17 protein-coding genes are annotated in these 12,422 nt (G+C 44.6%); 3 read left to right on the top strand and 14 right to left on the bottom strand.

All coding sequences use genetic code 11. The features are described from left to right. Positions 1–7 precede the first annotated feature (7 nt). From HQN60_RS01300 to HQN60_RS01250, 11 genes are all read right to left on the bottom strand, one after another. On the bottom strand, positions 8–241 hold the full coding sequence (locus HQN60_RS01300) for a helix-turn-helix transcriptional regulator (protein ID WP_173531990.1): 234 nt from the start codon (positions 239–241) through the stop codon (positions 8–10). A gap of 12 nt (positions 242–253) precedes the next feature. Continuing rightward, positions 254–481, bottom strand: a complete 228-nt coding sequence (locus HQN60_RS01295) for a hypothetical protein (RefSeq protein ID WP_173531989.1) — start codon at positions 479–481, stop codon at positions 254–256. 6 nt (positions 482–487) lie between these two features. Then, positions 488–709, bottom strand: a complete 222-nt coding sequence (locus HQN60_RS01290) for a hypothetical protein (RefSeq protein ID WP_173531988.1) — start codon at positions 707–709, stop codon at positions 488–490. Positions 710–737: 28 nt separating this feature from the next. Further along, complete coding sequence (locus tag HQN60_RS01285) at positions 738–1,985, bottom strand: type II secretion system protein GspD (protein WP_173531987.1); 1,248 nt, start codon at positions 1,983–1,985, stop codon at positions 738–740. Beyond that, positions 1,982–3,061, bottom strand: a complete 1,080-nt coding sequence (locus tag HQN60_RS01280; RefSeq protein WP_173531986.1) for a zonular occludens toxin domain-containing protein — start codon at positions 3,059–3,061, stop codon at positions 1,982–1,984. Before HQN60_RS01280 ends, HQN60_RS01285 begins: the two co-directional genes overlap by 4 nt. Positions 3,062–3,064: 3 nt before the next feature. Then, positions 3,065–3,352 (bottom strand): DUF2523 family protein, encoded by a 288-nt coding sequence (locus HQN60_RS01275; RefSeq protein ID WP_173531985.1) that lies wholly within the window; start codon positions 3,350–3,352, stop codon positions 3,065–3,067. A gap of 8 nt (positions 3,353–3,360) precedes the next feature. Further along, a complete protein-coding gene (locus tag HQN60_RS01270) occupies positions 3,361–4,785 on the bottom strand; it encodes a hypothetical protein (protein WP_173531984.1) in 1,425 nt (474 codons plus the stop codon). Positions 4,786–4,950: 165 nt separating this feature from the next. Further along, positions 4,951–5,172, bottom strand: coding sequence for a hypothetical protein (locus HQN60_RS01265; protein WP_173531983.1), 222 nt, complete (start codon positions 5,170–5,172; stop codon positions 4,951–4,953). Positions 5,173–5,207: 35 nt separating this feature from the next. After that, a complete protein-coding gene (locus HQN60_RS01260; RefSeq protein WP_173531982.1) occupies positions 5,208–5,471 on the bottom strand; it encodes a hypothetical protein in 264 nt (87 codons plus the stop codon). Between the two features lie 2 nt (positions 5,472–5,473). Next, on the bottom strand, positions 5,474–7,354 hold the full coding sequence (locus HQN60_RS01255) for a replication endonuclease (RefSeq protein WP_173531981.1): 1,881 nt from the start codon (positions 7,352–7,354) through the stop codon (positions 5,474–5,476). A gap of 5 nt (positions 7,355–7,359) precedes the next feature. Beyond that, entirely contained in the window at positions 7,360–7,674 is a 315-nt protein-coding gene (locus tag HQN60_RS01250; protein WP_173531980.1) for a hypothetical protein, read from the bottom strand. A gap of 246 nt (positions 7,675–7,920) precedes the next feature. Between HQN60_RS01250 and HQN60_RS01245 the strand changes: the two genes are divergently transcribed. After that, the gene (locus HQN60_RS01245; protein WP_173531979.1) at positions 7,921–8,574 is read left to right on the top strand and encodes a hypothetical protein; all 654 of its coding nucleotides are present in this window, start codon (positions 7,921–7,923) and stop codon (positions 8,572–8,574) included. Here HQN60_RS01245 and HQN60_RS01240 read toward each other — a convergent pair. Then, on the bottom strand, positions 8,566–8,970 hold the full coding sequence (locus HQN60_RS01240; protein ID WP_173531978.1) for a hypothetical protein: 405 nt from the start codon (positions 8,968–8,970) through the stop codon (positions 8,566–8,568). The two genes, HQN60_RS01245 and HQN60_RS01240, sit on opposite strands and share 9 nt — an antisense overlap. Here HQN60_RS01240 and HQN60_RS01235 point away from each other — a divergent pair. Beyond that, positions 8,962–9,252 carry a hypothetical protein gene (locus HQN60_RS01235; protein WP_173531977.1) on the top strand — a complete coding sequence of 97 codons (291 nt, stop codon included), beginning with the start codon at positions 8,962–8,964 and terminating at the stop codon, positions 9,250–9,252. The two genes, HQN60_RS01240 and HQN60_RS01235, sit on opposite strands and share 9 nt — an antisense overlap. Positions 9,253–9,334: 82 nt before the next feature. Here the strand turns inward: HQN60_RS01235 and HQN60_RS01230 are convergent, their stop codons facing one another. Then, entirely contained in the window at positions 9,335–10,363 is a 1,029-nt protein-coding gene (locus HQN60_RS01230; RefSeq protein ID WP_173531976.1) for a hypothetical protein, read from the bottom strand. Between the two features lie 352 nt (positions 10,364–10,715). On the opposite strand from HQN60_RS01230, the gene HQN60_RS01225 reads away from it, so the two are divergent. Beyond that, positions 10,716–10,913 (top strand): hypothetical protein, encoded by a 198-nt coding sequence (locus HQN60_RS01225; RefSeq protein WP_173531975.1) that lies wholly within the window; start codon positions 10,716–10,718, stop codon positions 10,911–10,913. 411 nt (positions 10,914–11,324) lie between these two features. Here the strand turns inward: HQN60_RS01225 and HQN60_RS01220 are convergent, their stop codons facing one another. After that, a complete protein-coding gene (locus HQN60_RS01220) occupies positions 11,325–12,125 on the bottom strand; it encodes a hypothetical protein (protein ID WP_173531974.1) in 801 nt (266 codons plus the stop codon). Between the last annotated feature and the right edge of the window lie 297 nt (positions 12,126–12,422).

Here is a 12,422-nt window from a genome sequence, read left to right as displayed (position 1 = left end):
GTGTTGATCAAGCGGCCACAACTATAGGTACAAAGCAGGGGCGCAGAGGGTGAGCGCCCGATAATTTACGCTCTGCAATCCAGCCTTCGATTTCAGCTAAATCCCATGCCACATTGCGACTGGTGAGTACGATACGGCGCGGGAACTCCCCGCGCTGTTCCATGTTAAAAATCGTGCGCTCAGACAGTGGGATGATTTCCAATAGCCGCTTGCGGTTGATCAGTTTATTTGTTGCCATCATTGTTTCCTAATCTTACAAGTAATCCAGTCCATAACCACACTCATCGCACTCAGAAGCCGCATCGCCAAATTTCAGCGTGGTATCTGGCGGTTCGATCCAGATACCTTTTTCACCGCACTCTGGGCAAACTAGTACCACCTTTTTCATTGGCCGTCCGTCACGAAACGGCGGTACATCAAGTGCATCCATTGGCGGAGAGCCAAAGGGAATGTCAAATTCTTCGATATGATCCATAGCCATTTCGTATTACTCCGAGTCAATATTGCGAAAATTCAATTCATCGATGACAAGCTGTGCAATCAGGTACAAGCCACCACACAGGACAAAAAACCAAGATATTGCTGACCATGAAATTGGAGCACTTAAAAGCTGGCAAGCCATCACATACAGGGCCACGCCACACAATCCGCCAAGCGATCCATCCAACATAAACCAGCGGTGAAATTGCGAAATTGTCATTTTCTTCATGGTGTATTTCTCCTCTAAATAGTCGGTTTCAAACTCGGTCAACTTGCAGCAGCACAAGAATCTCGGTTTGGTTCAGGTCTTTGCCTTCGCCAAGTGGCAGGCTAAAAAATGGCAGGTGTGATTTTTCGGTGGTGGATTTGGCGCTGGTTAAGCCGCCGATCACATACACTTCACCGGGCTTGGCCAGGAGGTTTGTTTTGATTTCGCGCTTAATCAGCGTGGGCGATGCACTAACGCCAGTTTTGGTAGCCGCAAAGTTTGATATTTGCTGGGTAATTGCCAGATCAACAATTTCATCGCGGATATTCGGCGCAACATCGAGAATGACCCCTGATGATTTGTATTCAACAGATTGAATGGGGTTGCCGTTCTTATCTAACACGGCAGCGCCTAATACTGGCACATCATCACCGGACATAAAGCGTGCCGCTGCCGCATCCTTCACACGCACATGTGGCCGCGAAATGACTTTGAAGCGGGTATCGGTTGATACCAGTGATGCCACTAAATCCAAGCTGCCCGTTGCCAGTGTCATGACATTGCCTGTGGCCGCTGCAGGCGACATACCCAGCGATACTTTTAGCTTGCCATCAAACAACTTGAGCAATGCGCCGACGCCCCACGAATCTGTATCAGTCGTCGAGAACTCATAAACCACCGCTGAAATTTGAACCTGTGCTTCTGGTAAATCGATTTGCTGAATTAGGCCGCGCAATTGGCTGACTTCTTGTGCAGGGCCGCTAAAGATTAATAGATCGTGATGCTTATTGATTTGCGAGTACGCCGAATTGCCACCGTCCTGAATTGGCGCTTGACCCGGGCTGGCCGTGGTTGATGCTTGCACTGCTCGCTGAAAGGTAAATCGACCTTTCTGAAAAAGGCTGGATAACAAGTCAGAAAAATAAGTGATGTCGCGGAATTTTGGGCGATACACAAAGACTTCATTCGGTTCAACAGGCGTGGCCGCTTTAGTGCTCAAGCGCAAATAATCCATGCCATTCTGAGTTTCGACTTCAAGGCCAGACATGGCCAACACACTGAGGAACAAGGCTCGGTATTGCTTCGGCTCTTTCGCATCAAACGACACCGTCACTTTGTCGGCAATTTGCTGCGCTTTGGGATCAATGACGAAATTCTTGTGTTCAATTTCGGTGTAATACAGCTTGACCAACTCAAGGACTGGCAACGCATCAAAGAACAGCCGTGACTTAGGCGGCTGATCTGCAGCCAACACCATCGATGTGAAAAACAGCAAAATCAATGCAAGGCGTTTCATTGCTTGGACTCCGTGACAGTCGGCAATGCCGCACCAAATGGCGTAGTTTCAAGTTCGCTACCCGACCAGAAGGCAACCATTTCGCCATCGACATAGCCCGATGTAGTTAGGCCATCAATAGCAAAGCTGGTCGCTTTGATCGTCCGAAAATGTTTCCCATCGTGCAGGCTGACCAGCAAAGTGCCATCCGGCTTTTGCAAATATCCCGTCAAGCGCCAGCGTGACATACCTTCGGACTGACTTTGCGCCTTGCCGCCGCTGCTTTGATTTTGCTGAGTCACAGCAGGCAATGCCTTCGCTGACTCTTCTGCCCCCGGTGTTACAGGCTCCGGGTGAAAGAATTTCCACATGTTGTAAAAGCCAACTGCGAAAACAATGATCGTGCCGATGACCAAAGCCCACAGACGCCAATCTTTGAGCAGGTTTTGGCGATCATCAATTTGATGTTCTTTCCCTGTTCCTCCGGTGTATGACGAATACAGCGGAAAAATGGCTTTGTCGTATTTTTTGGGGAACGTGTTCACCCGAGTTTTAGCGTTGAGCTTGTAACCCTCATAGACCTCGACTCGGTAGGCTTTGCTCAAACCGAGAGATTTGAGTTTGACGGTGCGAAAGGTCATTTCAACGACCACGCGCAAAATGCGGTGCAAGTCGGTAATATCCTGAACCATCAATACGAGGTCACAGCAAACCTTCGTAACCGGGCTGACGTAATGACGATGCTCGCGGAAAAATATCTTATGCTCTTGGGCGATCTTGCAATCGCAGCCCCAAAAACGCCAAGCCTCGTCAATACAAACTAAATCACCCGGCTGTACCGTGGTTTCGGCCTCTGTTCCGTGGCAGAAAAATTCCGGGCTTGATACCGTGTCATTAGAAACGTGAACAACATGGCCCAGCTTTTCCAGTTCATCGCCGTGCTTTTCATGTAAGTAAGCGCGGATTGCATCGCTATCAATATCCGCCACGTTGGTAATCACGCGCCGACCACGGCGCACTGCTTCAAGAATTACGCTGCTCACGCATTCATAAGATTTACCCGACCCCATCAGGCCAGTGTATGCATTAATTGGCATGATTTACCCGATGACCGGAATACGGCGAATTAGAAAGCGAGTGACATAGGCAGCGATCACCATTTGTATGCCAGCGGCAATTTCAAACGCATCCAGATACCACCACACTGTTGGCGCTACACCGCCAAATGCAGAATTCAGCCCATCAACGCCGGGAAGCAAATCAATCAGGTTTTCAGCCATCAGTTGCACCAGATAAAACACCGCGAACGCGACGACGAACTTCACAATCAGCGTGCGAAAAACCCAACCAATCACGGCGTTGAATGCCGACAGCAAAATGCCAAACATGATTTACCTCACGCAGCCAAGACGATGAAAAGAGCGGCCAAAGCCCACATCAACAGTGCTGCCGATGACATCACTTCTTTGTGCTGCTCGAACAGTTGGCAATGGGCGTCAAACGAGCCTGAAAATGGGTGACCCATCAGCGAAAAATTGAACTCGCCAGTCGGGCATTGAGCGCTATGACTTGGTACTTGAAATCCTTTCAATGGCTCAAGCGCATCATTGATTGGTGCAAAAATTTCTTTGCCTGTTGGTGTCTGTTCCAGCTCTGGTGATCCTATGACCGGATCAGGCCCCAAATCAATTTTAGTTGCACCCGCTGGCGGATTAATGGGCTGCGTGCCGGGATTCGTTACGGCAGTCACGGGTGGAATCGGTAATTGCGGTGTAGATTTAGGATTCATTGCTGGCGATACAAAATCGCGCACTTTTGGATATGAATTGGGATTCTTTACGCGCCAGTCTTCAACATCACCTTCGGTAATCGGATCAGCTGCGTCATAAGGCAAACCACGATAATCAGGTTGTAATGCCGCATTACGCCAAAGCGCATTGGCTGCTGCCGCCAACTGCTGCGGATGAACTTGAGTGTCTAATGCAGCTTCTGGCAATCTGTTGATTGCATCAGCCGGGGTAAGTCCTGTGCCTGTCCCTGGAATAGCTGGGAGAGGTTTAAAATCGTAAGCAACACATTCTTTATCGCGTAACCACTTTCCCTTTGGACAAGCGTTGTGCGCGGGAGGACTGGCAACGTACTCGACGGTCAAGCTAGATGCTGTCGTTAATTCATCACCCGTTTGGCTTGGCTGACGATATACGGCATTAAAGGCGCATTTGTAGATGATGCTGCTTGTTTTGGAGCAAGAGACATCGCGGTAGCCTTTGTATGCAGCGTTATTTTCTGGTGAAAAACGAATTGAAATTGCTTGTTGGCCAACGGCTTCTGGATCAGCACCAATGACCGCAGGGCCGACTTGCGTATAAGCGCGCCAGTAAGGGCCATTCAGGGGCAAGCCTGTTGAATTGTCGATTGGCACAAACTCAGTCATTGAGCCAACTTCAATCGTGCCGTCTGGTTTCCAAAACCATGAAATCACTTTGTCGATTAAAAATGGGAGAGCAACGCTAGCAACCACTGAAATTCCTGCTGCAGCCAAAATCACAGGCCATGTTGCCCCGGCAACAACCCCGCCAGCGATGGTCACTACTGCTGCACTGACACCATTCACTGTTGCGCCATAACGCGGATCATTAGCGGCCACATAGTTGTAATTTGGATCGTTCGCTGCACGCCCCGGGGTAATTCGCTTAGTGGCTTTTTGAGCGACCAATTCGCCAACTGCCCGGCCCATATTGGGGTTGTATGCAGGAACGGCAGCGGCCATAACTCGGAAGCTCAACATCAGTAGAAATAAAACCAGCATCAAATTTTTCACGATTGAAATCCACGGATAAAAGCCCAGCCGCATAACGCACCAAGACAAAACATTGCTAGATACCAGCACTCTGCAGCCATACTGCCCCCCCATGAGTCCAACCCGCTTTCTATTGAAAATTACTTCACCCAAGAGAAAACGGGCGGGAAACCCCGCCCAAATCGATTACGCGCCTTTCACTTTTTTCAAAATGAATTCAGCAGCTTTAATGGCCAAATACACGCCAAGAATGACGGCAGACACGGACAGCAAACCTGTTTTCACATCATCGAAATTCACGGCTGCAACAAGGCCGTTTACGTCAGTAATCGGCGCTGCGGCAGCGAAAGCGCCTGCAGATGCAAAAGTAGTTGCGGAAACGGCTGCAATTTTTTTCATCAAGTTCATGGTCATACTCCTAGTTAAAAACGGGAAAGCGCCCGTTACGCTCTTTTCACTAAATTGACGATGGAACCCATCGCAATTCCGAGAAGCCATACCGCCAGCACCGTACAAAGGCCAAATGAAAAATACTGGCCTGCCGTTACTGTCGAAAACGCTTGGTTTGCAGCCTCAAATTGGGCTGCATTTGCTGGATCAATGACATATGCCTGTACAATCTTCGCGGTTTGCCCTGCAGGGCAAGGAACACGAGTCGGCGTACCCGGCATGCATACGATCACATTGACGACTTGCCCGAGTGCCATGCTTATCCCCCAAGCCGTAAAGGTGGACTGGAATTGCGCCCATTAGATTTAAAATTGCATAATTGCAGTGGCACTAATAACTGCTGTTTTTTTTCAGATGCATCGAAATGAAGCGGAGAAGAAAGAGATTGTTGCTCTAATGAATCGACCTGATTTTCTAATCTACAGTTATTTAAAATATTCCGAGGAAGGTCAAAAGCAGAGCCACCACCAAAAACTATTTCCCATTCACGTTCTCGTGTAATGATTGAATCACCTGTTTCTACGTCAATTAAACCTTTTACTTTTTGTACTGGTTCACGATATTTATTTAATCCATTGTCTTTCTTCAATAAAACTTTGCGATCAATTTGCATTATTCTTGTGAATTCAGCCCAGTTATTTGATTCAGCCGCATTCGCAGCAGTAGAAAATTCATCACTAGTCAATCCTTCAATACGTTTTAATTCTCGCCAAACTCCGACAGGTGCAGTTCCAATAAATTGAAACTGGCGAAATCCGTGGCAGCTTGCCCACGCTTTTACACGAAAAGCTGAATTAACAACGTCAATACCAGAATCAAAATCTTTATATAATAATCCTTGCGAATCGGTCATTCCTTGGCCATTCACGTTCTTGCATATGTATTTTATTAAATATCCAGCTGCACTACCTTTATTAAAATCGATGTCTTTTACTGTGAATCTGTGCTTCCAAGCCATAGGTTCGTGCTTATCCATCTTTCGAAAATATTTGCGAAATAATCTAACCGTGCGAGCACGTTTCTCTTGTGCGACAAAAAGAAGTAAATGCCAATGTGGACAACCATCATGATGCGGTTCGCAAACACGGATACCGAACAATTCAATATTGTTGTCAGATAGTGCGGCTCGCAAACGTGACCATACTTTACAAAGATAAGCTTGAGCATCGCGGGGACTGGAACCGTCATAATTCGGATTGTCAAATGAGTGCTTGCCTGTTTTATCAAGCTTTTGGGCGTGAAATTTTGAAGGGCATGTAACTGTTAGAAATAAACCAACATAACCCAAAGTTCGGGCGATTTCTTCTAAGCCAGCCGTACGACACATTAATTCGGCGATCTTTTGTTCTGGGCCAGCAACAATATCTGCTAGCGTTAATTCTTCGCCAAGATCATTCACAGCAAGGGTATTTTCAAGTATTTGCAAGTTGCGCTGGCATTGCGATTGGTAGCGCTGCAACTGTTCATTGGAGACATAGCATGCAGCGGATTTGTTAACCATTCCTAAACGAATGCACTCGTGCTCAAGTGCTCGGAATTGGTTGACTTTCAAATTTCGCTTCCACACTTGAGGATCACAAAGCCGCTGAACGGCTCCATCAAGATGCTTTGCCTTTACCTGTGCGGCATACTTATCAGTAGCATGATTAATGACGATAGCTGCTGATGTTTCTTCTGACTTTCCTGCCACTTTGCTCAGCTTTAGCGTCAGGCATTTAATGCCAATTTGATCAAATTCGTTAATGCCACATAACCCGGCTAAAAACTTAAAATCACCACTGCCATTCGGTGATGAAGTTAATGCCCCTCCGGATAAGCCAATTCTTGCTTTGCCATAGACCTGCATCATTTCATCGGCACGAATTTTTGCTAATTTCCGTAATTCATCTTCATCGGCTGACAAATCTGGTGAGAATGGGATTTGCTGCCACTTTGTAGCTTGCTCCCGCAACCATGTGTTTGCAAAACGCAGCCCTACACCATCATTACCGCGTAACGCTTTCCATTTTTGGTGCAACCCTTGATGAAGCGAGGTATGTATCTTCGCCAAAATGCCATCAACAAATGCCAATTCACTCGCGATTTGGCGCTGACGGACTGCCTCAGGACTAAATGACAGGTTTGGGCTGCGGGACTTCATGGCGATTAATCTTCGATCGCAGAATAGAGATTCACAACAGGTTTGCGAGTTACTTTTTCGCCTGTTTCTTTGTCTAAATATTGAAAACTTTTTGCGCGATACCCACCGCAGCTAACAAGAATTTCAACGGTATCGCCGGATTGGCCAAGACGTTTTTTTGAGCGAACTTCAACAGAGTGTGGTGGGGTGTATTGATCAACGGCAGGTAGCGTAATTTCAGAATAGGTGTACTCATCAGCGCGACGCACAGAATTTACACGGCCATATAGCAGGGCTTGATTTGGCTTCAGATTCAACTTTTGATCAGCAGCTACGCTCATTTCTAATTCCTTTTAGTAAGAGAAGGTCAACATCGGAAAATTTTGTTCACTGAGTTCATCGCTTTACCTTGGCCGTCCCGTCCTCGCAGGCTGCGGGCGGGCGGCAAGTCACGCGTTGAACTGTAAAAATTGCAGCTGTAACTGTGCAAATCATGGTTTGTCGCACATAATTCACCTACAGCCCAAGACGTATGTTCTTATTTAGATCATTTGTCTTGTTTGGATCATATCTACGAGGCTACAGCTATGTCAAGCACAATTGAAGACCGAATGATTTTGATACTTAAGGAGGAGGGAGAGCCGCATGGATATTGGTCAGCCCTTGAGAAAAAGACGGGAATAAGTTCACAACGCTGGAGAAAGACAGTAAACAGACTTCAACGCCCAACCACCGACATGCTTGAGGTTATAGCGAAGCTATATCCGAAGTATGCGTTTTGGTTAGTAACAGGTACTACCGATGCACTTAATGGTCACATTGCCCCAATAAATTCGCTCATGTTTCCTGAGCGTCTCTATGCAGAGCAAGACTCAGCCAATGCTTACTTTCGGCTCTCTATTGAATTGGCAGAATTATTGGCAAAAACGGGTGAGGTAGAAATCGAAGATGATAAAAAACGCATGAGCGCCTATGAGCGTGCATTAGTTTTTACGCAGTACCATGGAAGTTGGCTTGTTGATGTTGCTTACGAAATAGCAAAATCAAATAAATATGAAGAACTGAAAGAAATATTATCGAAGAGGGAAGTAGAAAGAAGCCTTGTTTTGGCAAATTATTTGAATAATTCTAAAGAAGGTAAAGCCAATAACACCAAAAAAGATGCCATGCTAGTTCGTGATAGTAGAACAGCACATCAATCGGTAAATGAACTTTTTTGGAGAAGTTCTGAATTAGAATGAAGCTTTAGGGGAGCAACATAAGTGCTGAGATATGTTGCATTTTCCCTTGAATAAATTAGTAAGAGTTAATAATCGAACTACGGCAAAAAGTGTGAACAAGATGTGCTCTTGATGCATTCGCTTTTGTTGACCAATAAATTTTTCCAACAATTGAAATGCCGCGATAATCCCAAAACCCCAAATGGCACTTAGTCCCCATCCTAATGCAAAATTGAATTCAAATTTTACATTTAATAAAAATGGCAACGCATATAAAATAATAGCTGCAAGCCCTCCAAATACAAAAGCCCCAAAACTCCCTGAAAATGAAGACTCATCATCAGTTGAGCCATAAACTACATCACCTTGGCAGCCTTGACACACTTTTGCGCCATGTAAAAACTCATAGTGGCACAACCCACAGGTCAATCATGGATAAAAACAGTTACTGCCGATGAAATCATTGACGAAAAAAGCTACTTTTGGGCTGTGGAGCGCGATACGCAATCGGTTCGTGGCTATGCGTTTTACAGCCAAGACATCAAGGGGAAAAACTGCCTTAGCAGCAAGCCCGGCTTTGCTATGCATGTAGTTGGCAATAACAAACTGAGGAAGGTTCTGCGTGAGCGAACCGACCATATTACCATTGAAATCCCCTCAGATTTTGAACTTAGATGGAAGCGTCGTAAGCGTGGTTGATGATTCACGACAAGACCAATTCTGAATCATCAACCACAAAATACGGATACCCGAAGTCTTTTACTATCATTATTAATATTATTTAATCTTTGAAGTTAAAGTTACTTCTCAATTTCTCGGTGTAGCTTCTAATGATGGCACTGCAAGTGTCGCGATAATTGTATATTTCTTTTCTGTATTTATTACGAATGTCGAATTCTTTCCCAAGTCTAATTGATTTCATTACTCTACTTAAGTCATCTTTGTCAACAATAAGAAGTTTTCCTTCATTCTTAGCGACGGCTCTTTGTCGCTCGATTTCGTCTTCGGCTTCTTTCTTTACTATACTTTCAACTTGTAATAACTCTGCTTCATAATTTGTCGCTAAGACGTCGAAGTCTGGAGCGGGACAGGCTAATTTTTCTTTGTTTTCATTTAAATGCTCCTCGATTTTCTTATGATATTCAAGAGGAATGTACTTGTTGTTTTTGGCTGAAGCTTCTATTACTTCCTTAAGAATAGAAGCTGGGTCAATTAAAGCGTTCTTGGCGTTCTTAATAAACTGAGAGCCATTTTTTTCTTCATACATAGCTGCAGACAATTTTTGATATGCGCGCAACTCAGCAAATGCCAATAGTAAACTTAAATCTGAGAATACAATCTTCCATCGTGCACTATCAAGATTATCCAGCTCATCATTTAATTGAGATTTTACTAATGATGCCTGACTCATTGCGTCCACTTTTCGAATCTGAGCATCTTTGAGGTTTGATATACTACTTTTAAGCTCTAGGGCAAGCTGATTGAGCGTCGACTTTTGTCGATCGAATTTTGATGAAAGATCATCTTTTTTAAATTGTAGTTCTGCCAATACACTTTCTTTCTTCTCAATGTCGATTTGTAATCTAGCATTGTCCTCCTGTAATTTTTGGTTCTGAAAAACAGGAATAACCGTGTAGAAATATCCAAAGCAAGCCAATGCAAGAGTGCCAATTTGAGCAATCGCGCTCCCTCTGTTGATAAAGGTATCAATCCAATGTGATTTTCTTTGATCCGTAAATTTTTTGGAATTACGTACTTTGACGCTTTTAAAGCGCCTTAGATTGTTTTTATATGGTGATTTATTTTTCATAGTTTAAGAGATGAACCATGATTAGCAATGAAATACTGTGATGAAATGCGAAGGATCACAGGAAGAAAGCTGAGGTTGTCCTACGGCCAAGAAGTCTGCCGCTGGGGCGCTACCGTTATCCCGCAACCTCGTCGCCATGATAGCACCAAAAGCAAAAGCCCCGAATGCGGGGCTTTGTGGAATTCACATATACCGATTGATTCGACTATTCGATCTTTCTACGCGAGCGCGGCGTTGTAAACGTGCCGATATCCGTACTGGTTGCGGCATGATCCACACCCATTTCTTATATCAATTTACTCATTTTCATTTATAGGTTTAGCAAACCAAGTCCAACCACAAAGGAAACAGCATGGCAGACGGAAGCGCAACTGAGTACATTGGAGCAATTTTCGGCGGAATTAGCTTGTTAATCTCTACCGCCAGCGCCTATTACGCAAAAAAAGCTTACACCATTGCAGAAGAGACCAAAACAACAGATCTACGCATTGAACTTAGAAAATCGGGGTGGAATCCGTCCATATCTCAAATGAACTTGACCAGCTTCTAAGTGACGCCATCGAATCACGAATGGGCATCCACCGTATTTTCATTTTTCATATCTAATCACCAATCAGTTCAATTTAAAAGTACGCACGGTAATAATACTTGCATTGAGTGCTTGCAACTGACGACAGGTAGGATTCATGTGAAGCAGGAGACTACTTGTTGTATCTTTCAGACAAGTCATGGTTTAGTGCCGACTGACGTGTTGCAGCGCAGCCTTTGGAATTTACAAGCTAAGACCTTGGGACGCTGTCCCAAACCCTGCTCTAGCTTGCGAGGCGGCGTAGTCAGGGGGCAAAACCAGCCCCCTAACTCCACCTGAAGCTTAGGGTCGTTACGTGAGCATCAAGGGGCTTTCGCGGCATAAAACGTGGCAAAAATCCGCCACATTTATTCCACGTCCCCTTGACCCTCCCTACACTGATATATCCTGAAGCCATTTTTTTTGAAGCAAGATGTATAGATATTCTTGTTTTACATTGTGCCACTTATTAAGTAGTCTGGCTTTAGTTAGGTAGGGCAATGCCCAGTTGGGGAGTGGAATCCACTGTTTAGTCGAAATTTTTCGGTCCTTATAGTAATAAATGACTGCGCCAAACTTTGTTGCCGAGATTATTCGAATACCTGCTGCGCGATTTCTATCCTCGACCCAAGAAAAATAAATTTCAGTTCCGCTCTTCGACTTTAAGAATGTCAATAATTCTTGGTCAATTTCTTGATAGGTAAGCATAGCCTTTTGCAATACAGCAGTTCGGGATCCTTGTATTGCAGCTAAATAATTTACTGCTCCGACTGCACGATGAACACCGTTGGTGACACTAATAAAGTTCCCATAGGCATGAAGTCTTAGTTCTTGTGTGCTCGATTCGGCGGGGAACCAATTATCTTCGAGAGGGGCGGAAAAATAGTCAAAGACTTGATTTGTCCATCCAGCACCAGTGACTCCATCTTTCTTTCCATCTAAAGATGGATAGAGGAGATTCCTCCAACTTGTACTCGCGTTTGCGAAATTCAAATGTGTAAACGATCCAATCGCCCAGATTGGAATATCTGCGCACAGTTTTTTTTCCACGTTGGAACCTACCAACATCCAGAGAATTTCAAAGATGTCATTCTCATGAACTGGCGATTTATCTAGAAGAGGGTCAGTCGAATTTTCTACTAAATTTCTGATTTTTTCGATTGGGCTTGCTTGATGCTTAGTGGGTATATCCATAATAAAACACTTTTTAATTGTTTAAATTTTTTCGTAAATTAATTTGGATTTTTGTCTAAATTCAATTAAAAAACAACCGAAGTTATTTTTTAATTGTTTAGGCATGCCAAGTAATCAACGTCGCTATAACTCGATATATTTGTTCCATTTCCGAAAGAACCAATTCTTGCAAATCTTAAAAGACCGAAGTTATTTTTTAGGCAAGCCTCAATAGATGCCCTATGGGATTTGGCTGCGATAGACTCAGCCGCTGAAGTTTTGATCTTGTCGTGAAAGTCAGTGAACCCTTGCGTAATA

It is taken from the genome of Deefgea piscis (assembly GCF_013284055.1).
GTDB classification, from domain to species: Bacteria; Pseudomonadota; Gammaproteobacteria; order Burkholderiales; family Chitinibacteraceae; genus Deefgea; species Deefgea piscis.
The sequence above is the reverse complement of the archived record's forward strand: the minus strand, read 5'-3'. Positions and strand labels throughout refer to the sequence as shown.